Annotated in this window: 17 protein-coding genes; 12 read left to right on the forward strand and 5 right to left on the reverse strand. The window is 66.3% G+C overall.

Going from position 1 to position 26436, the window contains the following annotated elements; translation table 11 throughout:
* Window positions 1–4 precede the first annotated feature (4 nt).
* From ACQ4W4_RS12535 to ACQ4W4_RS12550, 4 genes are all read right to left on the reverse strand, one after another.
* Entirely contained in the window at window positions 5–3763 is a 3759-nt protein-coding gene (locus ACQ4W4_RS12535) for an AAA family ATPase (protein WP_436542271.1), read from the reverse strand.
* A 16-nt stretch (window positions 3764–3779) separates the two neighbouring features.
* Entirely contained in the window at window positions 3780–5006 is a 1227-nt protein-coding gene (locus ACQ4W4_RS12540; RefSeq protein ID WP_436542272.1) for an exonuclease SbcCD subunit D C-terminal domain-containing protein, read from the reverse strand.
* Between the two features lie 143 nt (window positions 5007–5149).
* Complete coding sequence (locus tag ACQ4W4_RS12545) at window positions 5150–6874, reverse strand: sensor domain-containing protein (protein WP_436542273.1); 1725 nt, start codon at window positions 6872–6874, stop codon at window positions 5150–5152.
* 15 nt (window positions 6875–6889) lie between these two features.
* Window positions 6890–8170 (reverse strand): hypothetical protein, encoded by a 1281-nt coding sequence (locus ACQ4W4_RS12550; RefSeq protein ID WP_436542274.1) that lies wholly within the window; start codon window positions 8168–8170, stop codon window positions 6890–6892.
* A gap of 41 nt (window positions 8171–8211) precedes the next feature.
* Between ACQ4W4_RS12550 and ACQ4W4_RS12555 the strand changes: the two genes are divergently transcribed.
* Genes ACQ4W4_RS12555 through ACQ4W4_RS12565 form a run of 3 tightly spaced genes read left to right on the forward strand, consistent with a single transcriptional unit; the run spans window position 8212 to window position 9510 of the window.
* Window positions 8212–8460: a hypothetical protein gene (locus ACQ4W4_RS12555; RefSeq protein WP_436542275.1), complete on the forward strand. Its 249-nt coding sequence runs from the start codon at window positions 8212–8214 to the stop codon at window positions 8458–8460.
* Window positions 8450–8821, forward strand: coding sequence for a YajD family HNH nuclease (locus ACQ4W4_RS12560; protein ID WP_131687343.1), 372 nt, complete (start codon window positions 8450–8452; stop codon window positions 8819–8821). The genes ACQ4W4_RS12555 and ACQ4W4_RS12560 overlap by 11 nt, the downstream gene beginning before the upstream one ends.
* 20 nt (window positions 8822–8841) lie before the next feature.
* Complete coding sequence (locus ACQ4W4_RS12565; RefSeq protein WP_436542276.1) at window positions 8842–9510, forward strand: response regulator; 669 nt, start codon at window positions 8842–8844, stop codon at window positions 9508–9510.
* Between the two features lie 62 nt (window positions 9511–9572).
* Here ACQ4W4_RS12565 and ACQ4W4_RS12570 read toward each other — a convergent pair whose 3' ends face one another.
* Window positions 9573–11717, reverse strand: a complete 2145-nt coding sequence (locus ACQ4W4_RS12570) for a TonB-dependent receptor domain-containing protein (RefSeq protein ID WP_436542277.1) — start codon at window positions 11715–11717, stop codon at window positions 9573–9575.
* 166 nt (window positions 11718–11883) lie between these two features.
* On the opposite strand from ACQ4W4_RS12570, the gene ACQ4W4_RS12575 reads away from it, so the two are divergent.
* The 9 genes from ACQ4W4_RS12575 to ACQ4W4_RS12615 all read left to right on the forward strand — a co-directional run bounded on the left by ACQ4W4_RS12575 (window position 11884) and on the right by ACQ4W4_RS12615 (window position 26433).
* A complete protein-coding gene (locus ACQ4W4_RS12575) occupies window positions 11884–13245 on the forward strand; it encodes a sensor histidine kinase (RefSeq protein ID WP_436542278.1) in 1362 nt (453 codons plus the stop codon).
* Between the two features lie 73 nt (window positions 13246–13318).
* A complete protein-coding gene (locus ACQ4W4_RS12580; protein WP_436542279.1) occupies window positions 13319–14602 on the forward strand; it encodes a winged helix-turn-helix domain-containing protein in 1284 nt (427 codons plus the stop codon).
* On the forward strand, window positions 14599–15591 hold the full coding sequence (locus tag ACQ4W4_RS12585; protein ID WP_436542280.1) for a DUF2804 domain-containing protein: 993 nt from the start codon (window positions 14599–14601) through the stop codon (window positions 15589–15591). The genes ACQ4W4_RS12580 and ACQ4W4_RS12585 overlap by 4 nt, the downstream gene beginning before the upstream one ends.
* A gap of 116 nt (window positions 15592–15707) precedes the next feature.
* Window positions 15708–18374, forward strand: coding sequence for a bifunctional acetate--CoA ligase family protein/GNAT family N-acetyltransferase (locus ACQ4W4_RS12590; protein ID WP_436542281.1), 2667 nt, complete (start codon window positions 15708–15710; stop codon window positions 18372–18374).
* Between the two features lie 116 nt (window positions 18375–18490).
* Complete coding sequence (locus ACQ4W4_RS12595) at window positions 18491–19147, forward strand: hypothetical protein (protein ID WP_436542282.1); 657 nt, start codon at window positions 18491–18493, stop codon at window positions 19145–19147.
* Window positions 19148–19336: 189 nt separating this feature from the next.
* Window positions 19337–21916 (forward strand): DUF349 domain-containing protein, encoded by a 2580-nt coding sequence (locus ACQ4W4_RS12600; RefSeq protein ID WP_436542283.1) that lies wholly within the window; start codon window positions 19337–19339, stop codon window positions 21914–21916.
* Complete coding sequence (gene moaE, locus ACQ4W4_RS12605; protein WP_436542284.1) at window positions 21913–22386, forward strand: molybdopterin synthase catalytic subunit MoaE; 474 nt, start codon at window positions 21913–21915, stop codon at window positions 22384–22386. Before ACQ4W4_RS12600 ends, moaE begins: the two co-directional genes overlap by 4 nt.
* A 121-nt stretch (window positions 22387–22507) precedes the next feature.
* Window positions 22508–25114, forward strand: coding sequence for an ATP-dependent chaperone ClpB (gene clpB, locus ACQ4W4_RS12610; RefSeq protein WP_436542285.1), 2607 nt, complete (start codon window positions 22508–22510; stop codon window positions 25112–25114).
* A gap of 197 nt (window positions 25115–25311) precedes the next feature.
* The gene (locus ACQ4W4_RS12615) at window positions 25312–26433 is read left to right on the forward strand and encodes a polyamine ABC transporter substrate-binding protein (protein WP_436542286.1); all 1122 of its coding nucleotides are present in this window, start codon (window positions 25312–25314) and stop codon (window positions 26431–26433) included.
* Window positions 26434–26436 lie beyond the last annotated feature (3 nt).

Below are 26436 nucleotides of genomic sequence, written 5' to 3' on the forward strand. Positions count from 1 at the left end.
TGACTCAGCGCACCGTCACCACGCTCTTGCCGCCGGGCCCCGGCTGCACCAGGATGCGGGTGGCGATGCGCTCCGTCATTTCCTGCACGTGCGAGATGACGCCTACCTTGCGGCCCATCGCTTGCAAGCCGTCGAGCGCATCCATGGCCACGCGCAGGGTTTCCGTGTCCAGGCTGCCGAAGCCCTCGTCGATGAACAGCGATTCCACGCGCACCCGGTTCGAGGACAGCGAGGCCAGACCCAGCGCCAGGGCCAGCGAGACGAGGAACGATTCGCCGCCCGACAGTGAGTGCACGGAGCGCAGCTCGCCGCCCATGTCCTGGTCGCGCACCATCAGGCCCAGCGACGGATTGCTCGGGTTGTCGATGCGTTCGAGCTGGTAGCGGCGCGCCAGGTGGGTCAAATGCGCGTTGGCATAGCCGAGCAGCACTTCCAGCGTGAATTGCTGCGCGTAGTTGCGGAATTTCTTGCCGTCGGCCGAACCGATCAGTTCATTCAGGCTGGCCCAGCGCCGCTCGATGACGGCTTGCGCCTCGATCTGCGCCAGCATCGCCTGTGCGCTGTGGCGCCGCGCGTCGTCCTGCCCGATGGCCAGGCGCAAGCGCGTCGCTTCCTGGTTGGCCGCCTGGCGTTCGGCGCCCAGCGATTCCAGCGCTGTCTGCAGCGCGGCGACGTCCGTTTCCAGCGCCTCCGGCGGCTGCTGCACGTGCATTGCCAGCTGCTGCCGGCGTTCGGCCAGCACGGACACGGCCGCCGTGTGGCGGTCGGCGATCAGTTGCAGGGCGTCGCGTTCGGCCCGCATGGCGTCCGGCGCGACGGCCAGGCGCGCGCGCAAATCGTCAAGCGTGGCGGGGGCGTGGCCAGGGTGGTCCAGCTGGAACTGGCGCAGCCAGTCGTGCAGGGCGGCGCTGGCGCCGTCTTCCTGTGCACGCAAGGCGGCCAGGCGCTGCGACAATTGTGCGCACGCTTCGTCGAGGCGCGTGCGCTGCGCGCTGGCCGACTGCGCCGCTGTTTGCTGCTGCGCCAGCAGCTCCCTGGCTGCCGCGATGGCGTTTGCCAGCGCGCGCTCGACTTCGGCCACGCCCTGGCCCTGCCATAGCGCGTTGCGCTCCGATTGCAGTGCCGCGCGCTGCTTGTCGGCGGCGGCAAAGGCGGCGTGGGCTTCCTGCGCCGTTTGCTGCGCCTTGTCCGCGGCCAGCAGCGCCGCTTCCAGCTGCACAGCCAGGGTCGCCAGCGCGTGGCCGCGCTGGTCCTGCTCCGCCTGCTGTTTCAGCCATTGCCGGCTTTCCGTTTCGCGCGCCGCGCGGAAGGCGGCGGGGCCGGCGCGCCAGCCGTCTTTCCAGTCCTCGGCGCCGTCGGCGTCGGCGAAGGCGCCATCGAGCTGCGCCAGCAAGGCATCGAGCGCCGTGCGCGCCGCCTCGCCCTTGTCGGCGATGCCCGCTTGCTGCGCTTGCAGCTGCGCCAGCCGCGCCTGTGCATCGGCGACGGTGCTGGTGCAGCGCGCGTGGTCGCCGGACGCCAGTTCATGCGCCGCCTGCGCCTGCTCGCGCCGCGCGCTGGCCTGGCGCAGCGCCGCCTCCTGCTGCGCCAGCGCCTGCATGCCCGCCGCATTGGCCGCCAGCTGCTGCGCGAACCAGTCCGCGCGCTGGTCTGCCGGCGGCAGCTGCAAGGCATCCGCATGCGGCTGCCACTGTGCGGTCAGGCTGTCGATGGCGGGCGGCAGGGCTGCCAGTTCGGCCTCCGTTTGCGCCTGTTCGCGCGCCGTCGCGGCCAGCGCCGCCTTGTGCGTGGCCAGCCGCTCCAGATTGCCGCGCGCCTGCGTGCGGCAAGCCAGTACCTCATCCTGCAAGCTGGCCAGCATCGCCTGCAAGGCGTGGTCGGCGTGGCTGTACGGGTGTTCCAGCGCGCCGCACACGGGGCAGGGCTGTTCGTCCTGCAAATTGGCCCGCAACTGCTCCACGCTGGCCGCGCATGCCGCTTCCGCGCCTTTCAGCGATTTTTCCGCCTGCGCCAGGCGCGCTTCCAGCAGCGCCGTTTGCGCCGCTTCCGCCGCCAATGCCGTAGTTTCCGTCTGCGTAGCCTGCGCCAGCTGGGCCGCCCTGGCTTGCCAGTGCGCCAGCGCCTGCTGCTGGCGCGCCAGTTCGCTCCAGGTTCTTTCCGCGCTGGTCAAGATGCGCGCATGCGCCTCCAGCTGGCCGCGCTGTTCCTGCAAGCCCTGGCCATCGATGGCCTGCACGGCGGCTGACGCCTCGCGCCTTTCCGCATCGCGCGCCGCCAACACGGCAGCGGCGCTGGCCAGCGCATCTTGCGCCGCCTGCGTGGCGTCACAGGCCTGGCGCACCTGCTGTCTTGACTCGGCCATGCCGGCGTCGGCCGCATCGGCTTGCGCGGCGGCTTGCCCGGCCTGGGCAAACAATTGATCCCACAATTGCCACGATTGCGCCAGCGCCTGCCACTGCTGGTGCGATGCCAGCCACTGGCGGCCCGCTTCCTGTTCCGCCAGCGCGGCTTGCTGGCGCTGCCGCAGCGCGTGCAGCGCGGCGCGCGCCGTCTCGTTGGCCTGGTCGGCGGCCAGGGCGCCATCGTGCGCCTGGCGGTGCGCGGGCAAGTGCGCGGCAAGGCCCGCGTCGAGCGCCTTGGCTTGATCGAGCAGGGGCGCGGCATCGCGCTGCGCCGTTTCCCTGGCTTGCAAGGCCTCGGCCGCCAGCTGCACGGCCTGCGCCAGTTGCGCTTCGCTGGCGCCTGCGTGCGCCGCCTGCGCGCGCGACGTTTCCAGCGCGGCGCCGGTGCCGGCGATGTCGCTGGCCAGGCGCGCCACGTCGTCGATCAGGGGCCGCGCCGGCTGGAGCAATTCCCACTGCGCCAGCGCCGCGCGGCGTTCTTCCGCGGCGGCCCGTTCGGCATCGGCGTTATCGAGAGCCGCTTGCGCCGCCGTCACCTGGGTTTGCAGCTTGTGCGTCTCGTGGTGCCAGCGCTGCTGCAGTTCCAGCACCGCCTTGCGCAGGTCGATGTGTTGCAGGGCGGTCTCGGCCGCGCCGCACAGCGCTTCGGTCCCGGCGCGTTCCTCCGGGGACAATGGCCGCTGGTCGGCCAGTTTTTCGCCCAGGCGTTCGAGCACCTGCTTTTCCTTTTTCGCGCGCTCGAAGGCGCGCATGGAAATGTCGGTATAGATGCTGCTGCCCGTCAGGGTTTCCAGCAACTCTCCCCGTTCATTGTCTTCCGTCTTGAGGAAGGTGGAAAACTCGTTCTGCGCCAGCAGCACGGCGCGGGTGAACTGGTCGAACGACAGGCCGATGCGCTTTTCGATCTCTTCCTTGACTTCCGTCTTGGTGCCGCCGATGGGCTGCAGCGCGGGCAGCTGGTGCAAGCTCATGGCGGTGGCCTGCAGCGCCCCTTCGGCCTTCGTGCGCGAACGGCGCACGCTCCAGCGCGCGCGGTAGTGACCGCCGTCGTTGCCGACGAAATCGACTTGCGCGTAACCGTCCGGCGTGCCGCGGCGCAGCAGGGTGCGCGTATCCTGGGCGTTGACGGTTTCCTTGCCCACGTCGGGCAGGGCGCTGCCCCGGCCCAGCACCTTCAGCAGGCGCGGCGTGGCGTCGTACAGGGCCAGGCACAGTGCGTCGAGCAGGGTGCTCTTGCCCGCGCCCGTGGGGCCGCTGATGGCGAACAGGCCGGCGGACGCCAGCGGCTCCTGCTGGAAGTCGACTTCAAATTCGCCGGCCAGCGAGGCCAGGTTCTTGCCGCTGATTGTGAGGATTTTCATGGTTCTTCAGATGTGCTCAGGCGCCGGGCAGCAGCAGTTCGGCCAGGGCCGACAGTTGTTCGGGGGGCGCTTCCTTGGCGTATTTTTGCAGATACAGGCGGCGGAAGATGTCGTCGGGCTGCAGTTGGCCCAGCTGGTCGAGCGTCATGTTCTCGGGCGCGTTGCTGCGCGCGGCGCTCGACGTCTCGATCTTCGCCAGGCGTACCGGCTTGCCGTCGAGCGCCGTTTCGATGCGCGTGCGCAGGCCCGGCTCGGGCGCATCGAGGCGCACGCGCACTTCCAGGAAGGGCTGCGCTTCCGGTGGCGCGGCGGGCACGTCGAGCGCGGCCAGCTGCGCCAGCACTTCGGCGATCGGCGCCGGCGTGGCGGGCACGCGCAAGAGGGGCACGGCGCGCGGCACGGCGATGACGCGCACCGATTGCAGCGCTTCGCCGTCGATGTCGAGGCACAGCACCTGGTGGCGGTAATTCACTTCCGCGAAGGACAGCGGTATCGGGCTGCCGCAATAGCGGATATGTTCTTGCCCGCCGACGGCCTGCGCCTTGTGCAGATGGCCCAGCGCCGCATACGCGATGGACGTATCGAAAATCCCAGACGGCAGCATTTCCGTGCCGCCGATGACGATGCGCCGCTCGGAGTCGTTCGACATTTCGCCGCCCACCATGTGGCAGTGGCCCATGGCGATGATGGCTTGCCCGGGCTGGCGCCGCGCCAGCGCCAGGTCCGCCAGTTGGCGGTACAGCAGGGCGATGCCGCCCAGGTAGGCGTCCTGGGCGTCGCCGGCCGGCAGCTTCGGCACGTCGCCGGGGCGCAAAAAGGGCACGGCCAGGCACCAGGCCTGCACCTGCCCATCTGCGCCCGCCAAGGGCAGCAGCAGGCGCTCCAGGTCGATATTGCCTGCCTCGTCGCGCAGCACATGGCCGATCACGTGCGTGCCATGCGCGGCCAGCAGGGGGCCGGGCGCTTCGAGCCGGCCGGCCGAATCGTGGTTGCCGGCGACGACGACCAGCTGCAGCGCGGGCAGGCGCGCGCGCGCCTGCTGCAGGAACACGTACAACTGCTTTTGCGAGGCGGCCGACGGGTTGGCGTTGTCGAACACGTCGCCGGCGACGAGCAGCACGTCGACCTGTTCGGCGACGAGCGTGTCGAGCAGCCAGTCGAGGAAGCGCTGGTGTTCGTAGCCCCGCTCATAATTGTGCAGGGTCTGGCCCAGATGCCAGTCGGAAGTGTGCAGCAGGCGCATGGTGGGGCAAGGGTAGGGAAGACAGGCGCCAATATAGCAGGAATGATAGGGGGGCAGACCCGTTGGGGGCAAGTTTCCAGTTAGGGAACTTGCCGATCACGAAGCGACTGACCCCAGCCTTCAGTTGGGCTTGCCCTCAGCCATCAAGCCGTCAATGCGCCTGCCCTGTAAGTATTGCGCCCATCCTGCTTGGCCTGGTACAGCAGCACGTCGGCCCGCTGCAGCAGCACGGCGGGCGAGATGTCTTCGTCGCGGTAGAAGGCCAGGCCGATGCTGGCGGAAATGCGCACAGTGATGCCGTCGAGTTCGAACGGCTGCCGCATGGCGACGACGATTTTTTCCGCCAGCACGGCCGCGTCGTCGGGCCGGGCGATCTGTTCCATGATGATGGTGAATTCGTCGCCGCCCAGGCGGGCGACGATGTCGGTGGCGCGCATGGTCTGCGTCAGGCGCTGGGCGAAGGCGCGCAGCAGGGCGTCGCCCGTGCCGTGGCCGTGCGTATCGTTGACGGGCTTGAAGCGGTCGATATCCATGTACATGACGGCCATCAGGTGCCGCTGGCGGCGGCTCGCGTGCATGGCGTCGCTGAGTTTTTGCTGGAAGCCGGCGCGGTTTGACAGGCCCGTCAGCACATCGACCTGGGCCAGCTTCAGCAGCCGCTGTTTTTCGCGCTTTTGCACGGTGATGTCCTGGCGCATCACGTGAAATCCCACCACCTGCAGCCTGTCTTCGCCGATCTGCGGGATGTAGATCACTTCCATGCAGCGCTCGATGCCTTCCTTCTCGTCTTCTTCCTCGAAGCTCAGGGTTTCGCCGGCCAGCACGCGCTCGATATACGGCGCCACCGTGCCGTAGCGCGCCTCGCCCACCGTGTCGCGCACGCTCTTGCCCAGCGCCTGCTGGCCCGTCAGGCCGAATTCGCGTTCATAGGCGATGTTCAGGAAGCGGTAGACCTGGTCGGCGTCGATGTAGGCAATCATGGCGGGCAAGGTGTCGGCGATGGTGCGCAGGCGCGCTTCGCTTTCCAGCAGCGCCACTTCCGATTCGCGCAAGGTGGTGATGTCGTCCAGGCTGCCCACGTAGCCGTCGATCCGGCCGTCGATGAGGATGGGGGCAATCTTGACGGAGACCCAGACCAGCCTGCCGTCGCGCTGCAGGCAGCGCAGGGTGGACTGGAATGGCGCGTGGCTGCGCGTGAGCTGTTCCAGCGCCACGTGCATCAGCGGATAGTCGTCCGGGTGCAGGGCGCTGGTCCAGCCGGCGCCCAGGGCGGCCGCGCGCGGCAGGCCCGTGATGGCTTCGAAGGTGCGGTTGACGTAGGTGCAGCGGCGCTGGTGGTCCAGGCGCACCAGGCCGAGCGGCGAGGCGTCGTTGACGGCGGCCAGTTCTGCCTGTTTCTGGCGCAATTCCAGTTCCTGCTGGCGGCGCTGCGAGATATCCTCGGCGATGCACAGGATATGTTCGATCTGCTGGCGCTCGTCGAACACGGGCACGGAGACGGCGCGCAGGTAGCGCAGGCTGCCGTCAGCCAGGCGCAGCGGCTTTTCCGTATGGTCGATGACGCCCCGTTCGGCCAGGATGGCGCGGTCGTCCTCGGCGTCGTGCAGGCCGAAGTCGGGCGGGAAGGCCAGGCAATCGGTCTTGCCGATGACGTCGGCGGCCAGGTGGCCGGTGATGTCTTCGGCCGCCTTGTTCCACACTTCCATCCGGCCGAAGTTTTCCGGGCGCGCGCTTTTCACATAGACCAGCACGGGCAAATGGTCAATCAGCGACTGCAGGAAGCTGCGGTTATCCTGCAGCGCCAGTTCGTCATGCTTGCGCGCGCTGATGTCGCGCGAGGTGACGGCCACGCCGTCGGCGATCGGCACCACCTGATGGCGCAGTCAGCGCGTGCCGCCCGAGGCCAGCCTCAGCTCGAATTCATCTTCCAGCGGCTGGCCCGTTTCCATCACCAGCACGAAACGCTTGAAAAAGCGCTCGCCGCGCAGCAGCGGCACCTGCGGCAGCACGCGCTGTCCCAGCAGTTCGGAGCGCGGCTTGCCCAGCATGTCGGCGGCCCGCTCGTTGACGTCGGCGAAAATGAAGTCTTCCACCGGCTTGCCCGGCGCGGGACGCCAGGCTTTCAGCAGCAGCACGGCATCGAGGCTGCCCTGGTGGGCGGCGCGCAGCAGCGCCTGGGCTTCCTTGGCCTGGCGGATGCTGCGGCGCAGGCGCGCGCTCTGGCGCATCAGCAGGGCCGTAAAGCCGGCGATGAGCACGCTGGCGGCGAGCAGCGCGCCCACATACGCGAGGCGGCGCTGTTCGAAGCGGGCCAGGGCGGCGGCGCGGCTGATGCCCACCACCGCCAGCAGCGGGTAGCGCGGCAGCTCGCGGTAGCTGTAGATGCGCGCCGTCGCATCGACGGGCGGCTCGATCAGCAGTTCCTCGGGCGCGTGTTCGGGCGGTCCCGGCATGCGGAAGTCGATGCGGTCGCTGAGGAGCCGCTGTTCGCCGATGCGCCCCACCGTCAGGCCGCTGTCGCGCGCCACCAGCATCAGCGCCCCCTGTTCATCGAGGTTCAGGCGGTCGTAATCGTCGACGAAATACGTGGGGTCGACGAGGATGACGATGGCGCCGGCAAAGTGGCCATGGCCATCGTTCAGGCGGCGCGCCAGGCGGATGGTCCAGTGCTTGCTGCCCGCGTCGAGCATGGGCGTGTCGACCAGGGCCGTATCGGACGCATTGGCGGCCAGCGCCCTGAAAAATGGCTGCGTGGCCAGGTTTTCCGGCAGATACGCGTTGGCGCTGTCGAGCACATTGTCATGCGCGTCGACGAGGGCGATCGGCAGTTCCAGCTTCGACGGCAGCACGCTGTCGAGCAGGCCCTGGCGGCGCGTGAATTCATTGAGGCGCAGGCCGCCGTCCGTTTCCTCGTATTTGAGCTTGAACAATTGCGTGGCGTGGTCCGTCTGGCGCAGCGTGAAACTGGTATGGTCGGCCAGGGTACGCGCCAGCGACTGGCTGACGGCCACGGCGTCGCGTACGGCGCCGGCCCGTTCCTGGCCCACCTGGTAAAGGACGGCCGCCCACAGCGCCAGCAGCAGGATGAGCGCGAACAGGGGCACCAGGCTGAGACGGTACAGGCGGCGGGCAAGGCGTTGCAGGGGTCTTGTTATCGCTATCACGGGCGCTTGCAGGCTAGGGTCATGAAAAAGGGAGGGGCGGCGTGGCGCGCATCATAGCCGAAATCGGCTGTGTTGCGCGTAACCCTGTTGTTGCCTCCCGCCGTCTGTTTGCGGTCTGTCGCTGGGCTTATTTTGCGTTAAATCAAGTACCTGTGGTGCCGCGCACGCTAAAAAAAGCACGCGGGCGGCGACACGGGCTGGCGCAGTGGCAGAAAAAGTACAATTGCGCCCCCATCCTCATTAAAATGGATGCTTCTTCCTCCCATATCGAAAGTTGTCATGCAGAGTAAAAAGCCCGACGCGGCAAGACTGGACAAGATCGTGGCCGACGCGCGCCGCGCCGCCGACCAGCGCGAGAGCGGCTACCGCGAACGCTCGCTGAAGATGTATCCGTGGGTCTGCGGCCGCTGCATGCGCGAATTTACGCGCGCCAACGTGCAGCAGCTGACGGTGCATCACCGCGACCACAACCACGACAACAATCCGCCCGACGGCAGCAACTGGGAACTGCTGTGTCTGTATTGTCATGACAATGAACACTCGCGCTATCTGGAAGCGGACCGTGGCGCCGGCCTGCTGTCGGCCGAGGTCGCGCCCGCCACGCACAATCCGTTTGCCGCGCTGGCCGGCCTGATCAAGAAAAAGGACTGAGCGGACCGCGCCGCTTCCCCATGCGCATCCTGCTGACCGAAGACGACCCGCAGCTGGGCCGCGCCACGCAGATCGGCCTGGAACAGGGCGGCTATGCCGTCGACTGGGTCACGAGCGCCGAACACGCGCACACGGCCGTGCGCCTGCACGACTACGGCTGCATCCTGCTCGACCTGGGCTTGCCGGGGCAGGACGGCATGCAGGCGCTGGGCGTGCTGCGCGACAATGGCTACAGCGGCGCCGTGCTGGTCGTCACGGCGCGCGACACGGTGGGCGAGCGCATCGCCGGCCTGGACGCGGGCGCCGACGATTTTTTAGTGAAACCGTTCGACCTCGACGAGCTGGCCGCGCGCATCCGCAGCGCCTGCCGGCGCGCCGCGGGCCGCCTGCGCGAGCACCTCGTGCATGGCGACCTGGTGCTCGATATCGCGGACCGGCAGGTGACGCAAGGGGGATTGCCCGTGACCTTGACGGTGAAGGAATTCCGCATCCTGCAACTGCTGCTGGAACACGGCGGCCGGGTGCTGAGCCGGGAACAGCTGGAAAAAAACCTGTACAGCTGGGGCGATGAAGTGGAAAGCAATGCCGTGCAAGTGCACATCCACCATCTGCGCAAGAAGCTGGGGCGGGACGTGATACGCACCGTGCATGCGATCGGTTACTGCATCGACAAGCCGAAAGCGTCTTGATAAGAAAAACGGGCCGCCTTGAGGCAGCCCGTCGCGGTGATGCTTAACAAGCCATCACATCATCAGAAATCGACGGTGGCCGACAGCCACAAGCGGCGTCCGTCCAGGCTGTTGACGTAGCGGTTGGCGTAGTTCAATGCCGGTGCGCGGTAGGGCTGGTAGTCGATAAAGTCCTTGTTGAGCAGGTTGTACACGGCCGCATTCAGGGTCACGCGCTGGCTCAGCTGGTAGCTGGTGCCCAGGTGCAGCATGGTGTAGCCCTGGTAGTCGCCCAGCGCGGCCTTGGCGGCGCGCGTGGCTGCCGACGTGCCCGGATCGCGGAAGCGCTCGCTGCGGTATTCGGCGCGCAGCCAGCCGTTCCAGTCGCGCGAGATATCCCACGACAGGCGCGCGTTGAGGGCATGCTTCGGCGTGTCGCTCAGCGGCTTGCCCGCGTTGCTGCCGCTCTTCTGTTCGCTTTCCGTGTACGTGTAGTTGGCGCTGGCCGACAAGGTCTTGCCCAGCGGGAAGCGCGTGTTCAGCTCGACGCCGCGCGTGACGGCCTCATCCACGTTGACCGACTGGCCAAATGCATCGACGTTGGGCCAGTTGCCGAAGCTGACGCAGCCGGGACGGTTCGGCGAGGGACGGTAGTCGCAGTTGACGAGGCCGGTACCCGTCGTGATCTTGTCCTTAAACTTATTGTTGAACAGGGAGCCGCTGGCGGTCCAGCCGGCCAGGTTGTCGAAGTAGGCGCCGATTTCCGTCGTCGTGCTCGTTTCCGGCTTCAGGTCCGGGCTGCCGACGAGGGGAATCGTGCCCTGGCCGCCGAAACCGTTGATGCCTGGCGACAATTGTTCCACGCGTGGCGTCTTGTAGCCCTTGCTGACGCCGCCCTTGATGGTCCAGATCGGGTTGGCGTTCCACACGGCATAGGCGCGGGGGCTGGTCTGGCCGCCGAAGATGCTGTGATCGTCATAACGGGCGCCGAAGGTCAGCGCGAGATTCTCCAGCACCTGCCATTCGTCTTCCACGAACAGGGCTTTTTGCGTGAATTCGAATTTCTTTGGCGCCACGCCGTCCGTCATGTCCGCTTTCCACCATTGCGCGCCGACGGTGGCCATGTGTTTGCCCAAGGGCATGACCAATTTGGTGTCGAAGACCTGGCTTTCCACTTCCAGGGTGCGCGCGCTGCCGGCGACGGCGCCGGGCGTGCCTGGCGGAATCGTGCGGCCCAGGGTTTCCGTCTTGTTCACCATGTAGCTGCTGTCCAGGGTGCCGAAGCCGAAGCGGCCCGTGTGCGACAGGGTCCACTGGTCGCGCTTGTATTTCTGTTCGGGGCCGTAGCCGCCCTGCACGGTCTTGGTGCCCAGCTGGCCGCGCGCATTGTCGTAGGTCTGGCGGCCCGCATCCGCGTCGAGGATGACGGTATGGAAACGGTTGGGTGTGAACGCCAGGCGCGCGCCGAAGTTCTCGACGTCCGCGCGCACGGGATTGGCGCCCATGCTGGCGGGCACTTCCGCGCCGGCCGCGTTGGGGACGCGGATGTCGGCCGCGTCGCGGCGCTGCTTGCTGCCGCGCAGGGACAGGCCCAGCAGGTCGGTGGCGATGGGACCGCTCAAGTAGAAGCGGCCGCTTTTCACGTCGCCGAAGTCCGATTCCTGCTGCGCGGTGTAGTCGGCCGAAACGGAACCCATCCACTGCTTGCCCACCTTGCGCGTGATGATGTTGATCACGCCGCCCATGGCGTCGGAACCGTACAGGGTCGACATGGGGCCGCGGATGATCTCGATGCGCTCGATGGCGGCAAGCGGCGGGATGAAGCTCGTCTGCGTGCCGCCGAAGCCGTTCGGCGTGACGTTGCCGGCCGCATTCTGGCGGCGTCCGTCGATCAGCACCAGGGTGTAGTCGCTGGGCATGCCGCGGATGCTGATGTTCATGCCGCCCGTCTTGTCGCCCGCCGCGCCCACGTCGATGCCTTCCACGCTTTCCAGCGCCTGCGTCAGGTTGCCGAAGCGCTCCTTCGACAGTTCCTGACGCGTCAGCACGGTGATTGATGCCGGTGCCTGTTTGATGTCCTGCTCGAAACCGGAGGCGGAGACCACCACTTCCGGCATGCTGGCGGGCGTGCCCGTCTGGGCGTGAGCCGGCAGGCAGGACAGGGCGGCCAGAGCCAGGGCCAGGGTGGTGGGACGCGGCAAGGGCGCGCGGCGGGTGCGGTTGGACATGCAAACTCCTGAAGGGTTAATTAATAATTGCTCTGTATTGGCGAGAGAATGGGAATCATGAAAGCAATAAGAATCATTTACAATTGCGTCCATGGCTACCCAGAAAATATTTCGCTCCGGATCTTGCGCAGAAGTTCTTAAGAGATTCTTAACTGCCGGCGCCGGCGTGAAAACCTGGTCGCTGCGACGCACCCTGCTGGCGGTCCTGCTGGGGCTGACCCTGGCCCTGTGGGTGGGCAGCGCCGTCATCGTGTATGTGGAAGCGCGCCGTGAAAGCCAGGAATTGTTCGACCAGTCACTGACCGAGACGGGGCATCTGCTGCTGTCGCTGGTGACAAAGGAGGCGCGCGAACACGGCTTGACGGGGCCCGTCGACTTGCCGCTGCGCGGCCAGCGCAATCCCCACCAGTATTTGCTGTTCAAGGTGCGCGACGCGCAGCAGCGCGTGTTGTACCGCAACGATGCGGCGACCGACATCGCCCTGTCGCGCAGTGCGCCCGACGGCCTGTCGTGGACGACGATAGGCGGCCAGCGCTGGCGTCTGTTTTCGCTGTGGAACCCGCAGCGCAGCCTGCAGTTGCTGGTGGCCGAGCCGACCAGCCACCGCGACGACATCAGCCGCGGCTTCTTTTACCGCATCGCGCTGTTCGGCCTGTTGCTGGTGGCGCTGGCCACCATCGCCATCTGGTGGAGCATCCACCGCGTGTTTCGCGTGCTGCAGGCGTGCGCCGATGAAGTGTCGGCGCGCACGCCCGATGAGCTGGCTGACGTCAGGCTCGCCGGCGCGCCCGCCGAGCTGCATCCGCTGCTGCTGGAAATTAACCGCCTGTTCGGCAGGGTGCGGCACAGCCGTGACAATGAGCAGCGCTTCACGGCCGATGCGGCGCACGAACTGCGCACGCCGCTGGCCGCCATCAAGACGAATCTGCAAGTGCTGCAGCGGGCCCGCAGCGCGGACGAGCGCGAGGAATTCATCGCCGCGCTGGGCGTCAGCGTGGAGCGCGCCACGCGCCTCGTCAACCAGTTGCTGGCGCTGGCCCGGCTCGATCCGCAGGCGCAAGCCCAGGTGGCGCTGGCGCCGGGCGACCTGGCGCACCTGCTGGCCGGGCAGGGCGCGCAGTGGCAGGCGCTGGCCGCGCCGTACCGGCTGTCGCTGGCCGTGAACCTTGCGCCGGCGCCGTGCGCGCTGCATGCGGACAGCCTGCAGATGCTGCTGCGTAACCTGGTCGACAATGCGCTGCGCTACACGCCGTCGCCGGGCGCCGTCGAGATCAGCTGCGGCGTGGAAGCGGGACGCAGCTACCTGCGCGTGGCCGATACGGGACCGGGTATCGCCGAGGAATGGCACGAACGCGTGTTCGAGCGCTTTGTACGCCTGGTGCGCCTGGACGGCGCGCAGCCGCCAGGCAGCGGCCTGGGACTGTCCATCGTGCGCCGCATCGCCGAGCGGCATGGCGCTGTCATCGTCCTGGGCGCCGGGCTGCAGGGCAGGGGGCTGGCGGTGACGCTGGTGTTTCCCGCCGCATAGCGTGGCTGCCGGCTGCGCGATCCGATAGCGATAAAACGCACAAGGCGCGTCCGGAATGCGGTATCTTTCTGTTATGCACAGACCAGACAAGCACCCGCCTTCCGACCTCCCCCCGCTCTCGCTGGCCGCCGCGCGCGCCCTGCACCTGGCCGCGCAGGGTTTGCTGCAGGCGCGGCGTAAAAAAGCCGTGAAGGCCGACGTGCTGAACGCCATCCGCCAGATGGGCGTGCTGCAGATCGATACCATCCACGTGGTGGCGCGCAGCCCGTATCTGGTGCTGTGGAGCCGGCTGGGCGACTATCCGCAGCCGTGGCTCGAGCAATTGCTGGCCGAGGGCGCGCTGTTCGAATACTGGGCGCATGAAGCGTGCTTCGTGCCCATCGAAGACTATGGCCTGTACCGCCACCGCATGCTGGACCCGGCCGCCATGGGCTGGAAGTATTCGGTCAAATGGATGGCCGAGCAGGGCGAGGCCGTCGCTTCGGTGCTCGACCACATCCGCGCCAACGGCGCCGCGCGCTCGGCCGATTTCGAGCGCACGGATGGCCAGGCGGGCGGCTGGTGGAGCTGGAAGCCGGAAAAGCGTTCGCTGGAAGTGCTGTTTACGTCGGGCGTGCTGATGATCGCCAGGCGCCATCAATTCCAGCGCTATTACGACCTGGCCGAACGGGTGCTGCCTGGCTGGCACGACGGCTTGCTGCCGCCGGAAGAACAGGTGCGCCGCCGTTTGCTGCTGGCCAGCGTGAAGGCGCTGGGCCTGGCGCGGGCCGGATGGATCAGCGACTATTTCCGCACCAAACAGTCGCGCGCCAGCCTGGCGCACGATCTGCAGGCGCTGGTGGACGAGGGCGCGCTGCTGCGCTGCACGGTGGACGGCTGGGATGATGGCGTGTACGTGCATGCCGACCAGGCGGACCTGGCACGCGCGGCGGCGGCCGGCAAGCTGGCGCCCACGCTGACGACGATCTTGTCGCCGTTCGACCCCGTCGTCTGGGACCGGCGCCGCGCGCTGGAACTGTTCGATTTTGACTACCGGCTCGAATGCTATACGCCGGCCGAAAAACGCCGCTACGGCTATTTCACCCTGCCGATCCTGCGCCGCGGCGCGCTCGTAGGACGCCTGGACGCCAAGGCGCACCGCGTGCAGGGGCGCTTCGAGATCAAGTCGCTGGTGCTGGAAGAGGGCGTGCGCATCAGCCCCCGCCTGGTGCAGGACGTGGCCGGCGCCGTGCGGCGCCTGGCGCTCTGGCATGCCTGCCCGCAGGTCGAGATAACCCAGGCGCAGCCGGCCGCCTTCGGCGCGCAGCTGGCCGAGGCGCTGCACGGCGGCGGCGCTGCCGCAAGGCAGGCCGCATGATGCTGCCGCCCGCGCCGCCATCCCTGCTCGCCGCCGACGGCCGGCCATGTTTTGGCCGCTATACGGGCCAGCTGGACGCTTACGACTGGGCCGCGCTGGCGCCGCCCTACGCGCGCAGCGCCCTGTGGCGCCTGTTCCACCACAAGCGCTGGCACTACGTGGCCCTGTCGACACCGGCCGTGTTTTGCGGCGTGGCCATCGTCGACCTGGGCTGGACCAGCACGGCCTTCGCCTATGCCTTCGACCGCCACAAGGGCAAGATTGTGGCGACCTTTTCGCAGGACGGCATCCCCGGCCTGTGCGCCACGGTGGCGCCGCATGCTGGCGCCTCCAGCCGTTTCCGTTTCCTCTCGCAAGTGATCTCCATCGAGGCGCAGCCGCAGCAGCGCTACCGATTGCGGCTCGATTGCGGCCATTTCGGCATCGATGCGGAATGCGGCCCGCCCGTGGCGCCTACCCTGCTGGCCATCGGCCCCGTGGGCGAGGGCGGCAGCGCGCATGCGACGCAAAAATCGGGCGGTCTGCCCTTGTGGGGCACCGTGCGCTGCGGCGCCGTCGGCTACAGTTTGGACGACGGCGTGGCCAGCTTCGATTATTCGAACGGCTTGCTGGCGCGCGAGACGGAATGGCGCTGGGCCTCGGCGCACAGCCTGGACCTCGGTTTCAACCTGCAGGCCGGCTATTTCGGCGCGCATGAAAACGCGCTGTGGCTCGACGGCCAGCTGTATCCGCTGGGCCGTGCGCATTTCGATTTCAATCCCGACAACCCGCTGGCGCCGTGGCACGTATGGACGGACGACGATTTGCTGGACCTGCACTTCAAACCCGAGGGGGCGCGGCGCGAGGATAAAAACCTGGGGATCGCCGCCAGCCGCTACATCCAGCCCATCGGCACGTTCAGCGGCTGGGTGCGCACCAGCGCGGACTCGCCCAAGCGCATCGTGGCGCAGCTGGCGGGCGTGACGGAAAGCCACCGCTCGCGCTGGTAGGCGTATTGTTTTTTCGTGAAATGCACGACAAGGTCAAATTTTTTTGGCAACGCATCCTATACACTGGCGCGTAGTCGCTCCGGCAATCCCGCTCCGGCAATCCATGAGGCCAGAACATGAGTATCCGTAATCTCGACAAGCTGTTCAAGCCGGCCTCGGTGGCCCTGATCGGCGCCACGGCGCGCGAACGCAAGCTGGGCGCCATCGCCCTGTACAACCTGCTGGGCGGCGGCTACCAGGGAGACATCTGGCCCGTCAATCCCAAGTACGACGAGCTGATGGGCCTCAAATGCTACCGCAAGCTGGCGCACCTGCCCAAGGCGCCGGATCTGGCCATCATCTGCACGCCGCCCGTCACCATCACGGCCCTGATCCGCGAACTGGGCGCGCTGGGCACGCGCGCCGTCATCGTCATGACGTCCGGCCTCGACCCCGTGCGCGAGCAGTCGCTGCGCCTGGCCATGCTGAAGGCGGCCAAGCCGCATTTGCTGCGCATCCTGGGCCCCAACAGCATGGGGCTGCTGGTGCCCAAACTGGGATTGAACGCCAGCTTCGCCCACGTCGGTGCGACGAGCGGCAAGATCGCCTTCGTGTCGCAATCGGGCGCGCTGGTGTCGGGCGTGCTCGACTGGGCCAATGCGCACGGCGTGGGCTTTTCCAAGTTCATTTCGCTCGGCGCCAGCTACGACGTCGATTTCGGCGACCTGCTCGACTACCTGGCCGGCGACGTCGACACGGCCGCCATCCTGCTGTACATGGAAGACATCCAGGCGGCGCGCAAATTCATGTCGGCGGCGCGGGCGGCCGCGCGCAGCAAGCCCGTCATCGTCCTGAAGGCGGGGCGCGAGGCGGAAGGCGCGGCCATGGCGGCCTGGCATACGGGCGCGCTGGCCGGTTCCGACGCCGTCTACGACGCGGCCATCCGCCGCGCCGGCATGCTGCGCGTGTATTCGGCCGAAGAGCTGTTCGACGCCGTGGAAACGCTCACGCACATCCGTTCCCAGCGCGGCGAGCGCCTGGCGATCTTGTGCAACGGCGGCGGCCTGGGCGTGATGGCCACCGATGCGCTGGTGAGCAGCGGCGGCAAGCTGGCCGAACTCTCCCCCGATACCGTGATCGCGCTGGAAAAGGCGCTGCCACGCGGGTGGTCGCACGACAATCCCGTCGGCTTGCCCGGCGACGCTGCCGTGCAGCGCTATGCCGACGCCATCAAGCCGCTGCTCGACGAGCCGCAGGCGGACGCCTTGCTGCTGCTGCATGCGCCCACGGCCATGGTCTCGTCGATCGACATCGCCGAAGCCGTCACGCCGCTGATCAAGGCCACCTCGCGCACGGTGCTGTCGTGCCTCTTGGGCGGCACCACGGTGGCGCCCGCGCGCCAGGTTTTTAATCGCGCCGGCATTCCCACCTACGACACGCCGGAAAAGGCCGTGCATGGCTTCATGCAGATCGTGCAGTACCGGCGCAACCAGGAAACCCTGATGCAGGTGCCGGCGCAGCTGCCCATGTCGGCCACGCCGCGCCGCGCCAGGGTGCGCGAAATCGTCGCCGCCGCGCTGGCCGCAGGCCAGACGGTGCTGGGCGAATGCCGTTCGAAGGAGATTTTGGCCGCCTACGGCATCCCCGTCGCCACCACGCGCATGGCGGCCGACGTGGAAGAGGCGCTGGCCGTGGCGGCCGACATCGGCTACCCGGTGGCGCTGAAAATCCATTCGCCCGACATTGCCCACAAATCCGACGTGGGCGGCGTGGCGCTCGACCTCGACGCGCCCGACATCCTGCGCACGGCCGCCGCCGCCATGCTCAAGCGCGTGCGCCGCATGCGCCCCGACGCGCTGATCGACGGTTTTACCGTGCAGCAGATGGCGCGCCGGCCGCAGTCGCATGAACTGATCGTCGGCGTCACCACGGACGCCGCTTTCGGTCCCGTGATTCTGGTGGGGCAGGGCGGCATCGCCGTAGAAGTGACGGCCGACCATGCGATCGGCCTGCCGCCGCTGAACATGGTGCTGGCGCGCGACATGCTGGCGCGCACGCGCGTGTCGAAATTGCTGGCCGGCTACCGCAACCAGCCGCCGGCCGACATCGACGCCATCTGCTACACGCTGATCCAGGTGGCCGAACTGGTGGCCGACATCGGCGAACTGGCCGAACTCGACATCAACCCGCTGGTGGCCGATGCCCACGGCGTGATCGCCCTCGACGCGCGCATTCGCCTGCAGCCGGGCCAGCAGCGCGACCGCCTGGCCATCCGCCCGTATCCGCAGGAGCTGGAAGAGCAGGTGACGTGGATGGACCAATCCATCCTGCTGCGCCCCATCCGCCCCGAAGACGCGCCGCAGCACATGGATTTGTTCCACGCGCTGGACCCGGACGACGTGCGCCTGCGCTTTTTTACCTCCATGCGCGAGCTGCCCGTGTCGCAGCTGGCGCGCCTGACGCAGATCGATTACGACCGCGCCATGGCCTTCATCGCCACGCACACGGGGCCGGACGGCAAGCCGGAAACCCTGGGCGTGGTGCGCGCCGTGGCCGACCCGGACAATATCCATGCCGATTTCGCCATCGCCGTGCGCTCGGCCCTGAAGGGCAAGGGCCTGGGCCACATCCTGTTCGAAAAGCTGGTCGACTATTTCCGCAGCCGCGGCACGGAAGCGCTGGTGGGCGAGGCGATGGCGCGCAACAAGGGCATGCAGCGGCTGGTGAAAAGCTTTGGTGGCGAGGTCACGCCATCGGAAGAGCCCGGCGTTGTCAACCTGCATATCGGCCTGCGCGCGCCGTAAAAGAAAGCGCGGCTGGCCCGCTGCAGGTTTGTGCAGGATCAAACCCATCGCTGTCGGTAGTCTTTACACTTTCACTTCCAGGATCAGACATCCAGCGCGTTTTCGGGAGTGAGTGCATGCTTACGGCAACATATATATTGGTTTCCCTGTCGGTCGAACAGGCCAGCATCCGCATGAGCCTGCTGGCCTTGCAGAAGTACATGCATGTGCAGCTGCGCCAGCAGAGCAGACTCAGCCTGGCGCAGGTGCAGTATGCGGGCGACTGGCTGAGCCGGCTGTACCAGGGCGGCTACTGGCGCAAGGTGGAAATGTATCTGGTGCCCGCCATCCGCCAGGCCGCACCCCATGCCGACGGCTTGCTCAATGAGCTCAATGGCTTGAACCACGTGGCGCTGGAAAGCATCAACGTGGTGCAGCAGCGCGCGGGCGCCGCCATCGACCATTCCGAATTGCAGGCCGAGCAGCTGTGCGCCGCCATCGACGCCTTTTGCGCGGCCTTGCTGCAGCGCCTGGAAAAAGAAGAGCGCGAACTGTTCGCGCTGGCGCGCAAGGTCATCGTCGGCGAAGCGTGGTTTGCCATCGCCTACCAGTTCCTCGCACACGATGCGCGCGCGCAGGAGGCGCGCCGTGGCAAGGCGCAGGTGCTGCCCTTTGTTTTGTCAGCGCCTTTGCCAGTAGCGTTGCCGGCAGCCGGCGGCAGCGTGGAAACGGCGGCCGATGGCGCCGCGTCCGCGTTGCCCGTGCCGGTACAGCCGCTGCGTGCGCAGGCTTGAGCAGGTAGCGAGCGCACACCCCGTTCTTCCGTTTGCGCCGGGGGCGCCGCCCTGGCTTTGCGCCGGCGCTCCCATGGGGAAATGCCATGTTGCTCACTATGTTACGCAATTGCTAACTTGTACATACCTGTCCGATGCAATACCCCGGGCTTTGTTATGATGGTGGTTTTGATCCACGCGAAACCCGTCATGTTCGAATTTCTCTTCAAGCGTTCTGCCAGCAAGACTGCCGTCCCCGATCCTGTCGTGGCAGAACAGGCCGCCGCCTCGGCGCAGAGCGCATCGCGCCGCGCCGAACAGGTTGCGCGTGCCCATGCCGTGGCCGGTGACGAAGCCGCCGCTGCCGATTTCATCCTGTCCAGCGAATTTGCCGATGCCCGTCTGATCGCGGCCGAACACGTGCATGCCTTGGCCCTGCTGGAAACAGTGCACCATGCCATGCGCAACACGGACCGCCGCGTTGCCAAGCTGATGCAGGGTCGCATCGACCTGATCCGTCATCAGGCTGCCGAGACGCAACGCGCCCAGGCCAGCATCGCCACGGCCCAGCGCCTGTTGAATGATGAAAAGTTGAGCCCGAACCAGGTAGCCGAGCTGGACCGCCAGTGGCAAGTCATCAAGGCCACGCCCGAGCTGGAGAGCGCCTTTGCCGCCGCGCGCGCCGCGCTGGCCGCCCGCCTGGAAGCGCAAGTGGTGCTGCAGCGCGCCGTGATCGACACCGTCGCCGCGGCGCGTGCCTTGGCTGCCAGTGGCCAGTCCGTCGGCGAGCTGGCCCAGGCGCTGGCCCGCCTGGACGCGGAACATGCGCAGCATGCGCAATCGCCCGAGCGCGCTTCCTTGCCGAAACACCTGGAAACCGATTTCACGCAGGCGCGCGAGCAGGCGCAGTCCGCCTTGCAGGCGCTGCAGCAGCACCAGGCCGTGTTCGACGTGCGCCAGCTTGCTCTGGCCGAATGGCAGGCGCAGGACGCCGCCACGCTCGATGCAGACACCTTGAAACGCGCGTGGCAAGCCTTGCCGCGCCTGCCGGAATCGCCATTGTCCGACAGCCTGCAGCAGCAATTTGCGGCCCTGCTGGCCAGCGCGCCGGCGCCTGTCGCCCCTGCCGCAGCCGTGGACGCGCCAGCGCATGCGGAACTGGCGCCGCGCAAGCCGCGCCAGGAGCATGCGCCCGTGTCGAAAGAAGCGACGGAGCAGTTCTTCAAGGTGCTCGACGCCATGGAAGCGGCGCTGCAGGACGGCTTGTTGCACGTGGCTTCCGAGCACGACAAGACCTTGCGCGATAGCAAGCACGGCCGTTTGACGCCCGCGCAGGCGGACCGCCTGGCCCATGTGCGCGGCGAGTTCAAGCGCCTGGCCGATTGGGCGCGCTGGGGTGGCAATGTGTCGCGCGAGGAACTGGTCAAGGCGGGCGAGGAATTGCCGGCGCAACAATTGCCCATGGCCGAGCTGGCCAAGAAAGTGGGCAGCCTGCGCGAGCGCTGGAAGTCGCTCGACACCTTGTCCGGCCCCGCACCGAAATCCTTGTGGGAGCGTTTCGACGCCGCCTGCAGCGTGGCGTATGCGCCGGCGGCCCAGCATTTCAAGCAACTGGCGGAAGAGCGTCACGGCAATGCGGCCAAGGCCCAGGAATTGATCGCGGAAACGGCGGCCCTGGCAGCCCAGGAAAGTACGGACTGGAAACAGGTCGCCTCCGCCTCGCAGCGCTTGCGCCAGGCGTGGACGCGCCTGGGCACCATCGACCGCAAGGAAAAGAAACGCCTGGATACGGAATTCGGCGCCGCGCTGGACGCCTTGTCGAAGCCGCTGGACACGCAGCGCCAGATCGAGACGGCCCGCCGCGAACAATTGATCGTCGAAGTGGGCCTGCTCAAACCATCGGAGCGCAACACGGTCGACATGCTGAAAGCCTTGCAGGATAAATGGCAGGAGCTGGCGAAAGCCTTGCCGCTGGAACGCCGCGCGGAACAGGCGCTGTGGCAGCGTTTCCGCGCCGCCTGCGACGATATCTTTGCCAAGCGCAAGGAAACGGCCCATGCGGCCGACCATGAGCGCCGCGAACACCTGCATGCGCGCGAAGCGCTGTGCGCCGCGCTGGAAACGGCCGTCGTGCCTGAAGGGGACGACAAGGCGCGCACCGCCTTCATCCATCACTTGCTGCGCGACACGCGCGCGGCCTGGAACGCCACGGGCCCCGTGCCGCGCGCCAGCGAAGCGAAGATCGAACAGCGTTACCAGACGGCTGTCGCCGGCGTGCAAGCGCAGGCGGACGCCATTGCCGAACGGGCTGGCGCAGCCCAGGCCAACGCCCTGCGCGACAAGTTGCGCCTGGTGCAATCGCTGGAAGCCGCACTGGCGGATGGCGCTGCCGGCGCCGACGCGCAAGCGTGGAGCGAGCGCTGGAACGCCTTGCCGCCGCTCGACACCCAGTACGAACGCAGCCTGCAGCAGCGCTTTGCCGCCGCCCAGGCCGCGTTTGGCGAGGGCAGCGCCGCCTACGTGCAGCAATTGCAGGCCAATCAGGAGCGCCTGCTCGGTGAAGTCCTGCGCCTGGAAATCGTCGCCGGCGTCGACAGCGGCGCCGAATTTGCCCGCGACCGCCTGAAAATGCAGGTGGAAGTGCTGCAATCGTCGCTCAAATCGGGCCAAAAGCCGCTCACGCAAGTGTCGCAGCTGATGCAGCTGTGCGCGATCGCCGCCACCACCGATGCGCGCACGGCCAGCCGTATCGAAACCCTGCTGCGCCGTATCGGAGGGCATGCCAAATGAGTACCAGCGTCCGCGTCCAGCAAGCCGATTTTGACTTGAGTCAAGAAATTGCACAATTGCGTGCAGGAAACCCCAAGGTGGGCGCCGTCGTCGGCTTCGTCGGCACGGTGCGCGACATGAACGAAGGGCTGGACGTGGCGGCCATGGAGCTTGAGCACTATCCGGGCATGACGGAGAAATCCATCGAGGCCATCGTCGAGCAGGCGCGGGGCCGCTGGCCCCTGTCCGGCGCACTGGTGATTCACCGTGTCGGTCCCCTGCTGCCGCAGGAGCAGATCGTGCTGGTGGCCGTGTCGTCCGCCCACCGGGGCGAGGCGTTTGCCGCCTGCGAATTCATCATCGATTTCCTGAAGACGGAAGCGCCGTTCTGGAAGAAGGAAGACACGCCCGAAGGGGCGCGCTGGGTCGATGCGCGCGACAGCGACGAGACGGCCCTGGACAAATGGACGATAAACGCAAGCCCCATTTGAAGCGAACGCGCCGCGCACGCTAGCATTTGCCAAAATGCATCAGTTTTCTGCTTTGTGTATGCTTGAAAAGTACTGCCTCACCCCAATTTGGTTAACAACTAATTAATCGGGAGCGCTTTTCATGCGACAAGATAAACTGACTACCAAGTTACAGGAAGCCCTGGCCGACGCACAAAGCTTGGCCGTGGGCAACGACAACCCCTATATCGAACCAGTCCACCTGCTGACGGCCCTGTTGAACCAGGACGATGGCGGCGCCCGCTCGCTGCTGCAGCGTGCCGGCGTCAACGTGGGCGGCCTGTCCAAGGCCCTGGGCGCGTCCATCGAACGCTTGCCGAAGGTGTCCGGCACGGGCGGCGACGTGCAGGTCAGCCGTGAATTCGTGGCCTTGCTGAACCTGGCCGACAAGGAATCGCAAAAGGCGGGCGACCAGTTCGTGTCCAGCGAAATGGTCTTGCTGGCCATGACGGACGACAAGTCCGACTGCGGCAAGCTGGCGCGCGAAAACGGCCTGACCCGCAAGGCGCTGGAAGCGGCCATCGAGGCTGTGCGCGGCGGCAACAAGGTCGACTCGCAAGAGGCCGAAGGCCAGCGCGAAGCGCTGAAGAAATACACGCTGGACCTGACGGAGCGGGCGCGCAAGGGCAAGCTCGACCCTGTCATCGGCCGCGACGATGAAATCCGCCGCACCATCCAGATCCTGCAGCGCCGCAGCAAGAACAACCCCGTGCTGATCGGCGAACCGGGCGTGGGCAAGACCGCCATCGTCGAAGGCCTGGCGCAGCGTATCGTCAATGGCGAAGTGCCCGAGTCGCTGAAAGGCAAGCGCGTACTGGCGCTGGACATGGCCGCCCTGGTTGCCGGTGCCAAGTTCCGCGGCGAGTTCGAAGAGCGCCTGAAATCCGTGCTGAAGGAACTGGCCATGGATGAAGGGCAAACCATCGTCTTCATCGACGAAATGCACACCATGGTGGGCGCGGGCAAGGCCGACGGCGCGATGGATGCCGGCAATATGCTCAAACCGGCGCTGGCGCGCGGCGAACTGCACTGCGTGGGGGCCACCACCCTCGATGAGTACCGCAAGTACATCGAAAAGGATGCCGCGCTGGAGCGCCGCTTCCAGAAGGTGCTCGTCGACGAGCCGACCGTGGAGGCGACGATCGCCATCCTGCGCGGCTTGCAGGATAAGTACGCGCTGCACCACAAGGTGGAAATCACGGACGCGGCCATCATCGCGGCCGCCGAGCTGTCGCACCGCTACATCACGGACCGCTTCTTACCGGATAAGGCGATCGACCTGATCGACGAGGCGGCGGCGAAGATCAAGATCGAGATCGATTCGAAGCCGGAAGTGATGGACAAGCTGGAACGCCGTCTGATCCAGCTGAAAATCGAGCGCGAAGCCGTCAAGAAGGAAAAAGACGAAGCGTCGCTGCGCCGTCTGGGCCTGATCGAGGAGGAAATCCTCAAGCTGCAGCGCGAGTACAATGACTTCGAAGAAATCCTGAAGGCGGAAAAAGCCGTGGTGCAAGGCAGCACGCACATCAAGGAAGAAATCGAGCAGGTCAAGCTGCAGATGGAGCAAGCCACGCGCGAAAGCAACTGGCAGAAGGTGTCGGAGCTGCAATACGGCAAGCTGCCGCAGCTGGAAGCCCAGCTCAAGCAGGCTGACAGCGGCATCCCGAAACTCGATCCCGACCAGCCGAAGCTGCTGCGCACGGAAGTGGGCGCCGAGGAAATCGCCGAAGTGGTGTCGCGCGCGACGGGCATACCCGTGTCGCGCATGATGCAGGGCGAGCGTGACAAGCTGCTGCACATCGAAGAGAAGCTGCATGAGCGCGTCGTGGGCCAGGATGAAGCGATCACGGCCGTGGCCGACGCCATCCGCCGCTCGCGCGCCGGCTTGTCGGACCCGAACCGTCCCTATGGTTCCTTCATGTTCCTGGGACCGACGGGGGTCGGTAAGACCGAGCTGAGCAAGGCGCTGGCGACCTTCCTGTTCGATACGGAAGAATCGATGATCCGCATCGACATGAGCGAGTTCATGGAGAAGCATTCCGTGGCCCGTCTGATCGGCGCGCCACCGGGCTACGTGGGCTACGACGAGGGCGGCTACCTGACGGAAGCCGTGCGCCGCAAGCCGTACAGCGTGATCCTGCTCGATGAAGTGGAAAAGGCGCATGCCGACGTTTTCAACGTGCTGCTGCAAGTGCTCGACGATGGACGCATGACGGACGGCCAGGGCCGTACGGTGGACTTCAAGAATACCGTCATCATCATGACCTCGAACCTGGGTTCGCATAAGATCCAGGCGATGGAGAGCGATGATCCCGGTGTCGTGAAGCTGGCCGTGATGGCCGAGGTACGCTCGCACTTCCGTCCCGAATTCGTCAACCGCATCGACGAAATCGTCGTGTTCCACGGCCTCGACGAGAAAAACATCGGCGCGATCGCGAAGATCCAGCTCAAAATTCTCGAAGAACGCCTGGCGCGCATGGACATGCAGCTGAGCTTGACGGACGCGGCACTGCAGCAAATCGCCGAAGCGGGCTACGATCCGGTGTATGGGGCCCGTCCGCTGAAACGGGCGATCCAGCAGCAGATCGAAAATCCGCTGTCGAAGCTGATCCTGGAAGGCAAGTTTGGCCCGAAAGACGAGATCCGCATCGACGCCCAGAACGGCAACCTCGTATTCACGGGCGCGCAGGTGGGGCTGGACAAGGTGTAATGCTGACAGGTCAGTCCCTGCGGGATTGGAAGCTATTCCATTTGGGGTAGCTTCCCCCGTCGGGTCTGCCCCCAGTTTCACGGCATTTGCAGTGACGACGATTTGCGACGTCTGACAGGGCGGTATCAGGCTAGACCTGATGCCGCCCTTCTTGCTATCATCGTCACTATTTTCTGACTAATTCCGGAGGCGGTACGATGGCAAACACATGGCAAGCAGGGCGGCGCATTGGAGTGGGATTGACCTTGGCGGCGGCCGTACTGGCCTTGTCTGCCCAAGCTCAGGCGCAGGAAGAGAAGGTCCTGAACATCTATAACTGGTCGGACTATATCGGCGACGATACGATCAAGAATTTTGAGAAGGAAACGGGCATCAAGGTACGCTACGACGTTTTCGACAATAACGAAATCCTCAATGCGAAACTGGTGGCGGGCAAGTCCGGCTACGACATCGTCGTGCCGACGGCCCAGTGGGCGCGCCTGCAGATCGATGCGGGCCTGCTGCGCAAGCTCGACAAGAGCAAGCTGACCAACCTGGGCAACCTCGACCCGAACCTGCAGGCGAAGCTGTCGAAGATCGACCCGAACAACGATTACCTGGTCGACTGGCTGTGGGGCTACACGACGGTGGGCATCAACGTCAACAAGGTCAAGGCCGCGCTGGGCGGCATGCCCATGCCCGACAATGCCTGGGATTTGATCTTCGACCCGAAATACGCGGCCAAGCTGAAATCGTGCGGCGTCTCCTTCCTCGACTCGCCGTCGGAAGTGCTGCCGGCCGCCCTGCAATACCTGGGCAAGCCCGCGTACTCGAAAACGGCCGCCGACTACCAGGAAGCGGGCAAGGTGCTGCAGGCCATCCGTCCCTACGTGACCCTGTTCAGCTCGTCAGGCTATATCAATGACATGGCCAACGGTTCCGTCTGCGTCGCGCTGGGCTGGTCGGGCGACATCAATATCGCGCGCCAGCGCGCCATCGACGCGAAGAATGGCAATGTGATCCAGGTGCTGGTGCCGAAGACCGCCGCCCTGATGTTCGACACCATGGCCATTCCCGCCGACGCGCCGCACCCGAACAATGCGCACCTGTTCATCAACTACATCCTGCGCCCGCAAGTGCATGCCAGCCTGAGCAACAAGGTGTTCTATGCGAATCCGAATCCGGCCAGCATCAAGTATGTACGCAAGGATATCGGCGAGAACAAGGCCATCTTCCTGTCGGACGCCGACAAGCAACGCATGGCCGCGCCGGAAGCGACCACGGCCGATATCCGCCGCTTGATGACGCGCATCTATACGAAGTTCAAGACGGGAGTGTAAGGC

Origin of the sequence: Janthinobacterium glycogeni (assembly GCF_051380725.1) — a bacterium.
GTDB lineage: Bacteria > Pseudomonadota > Gammaproteobacteria > Burkholderiales > Burkholderiaceae_D > Janthinobacterium.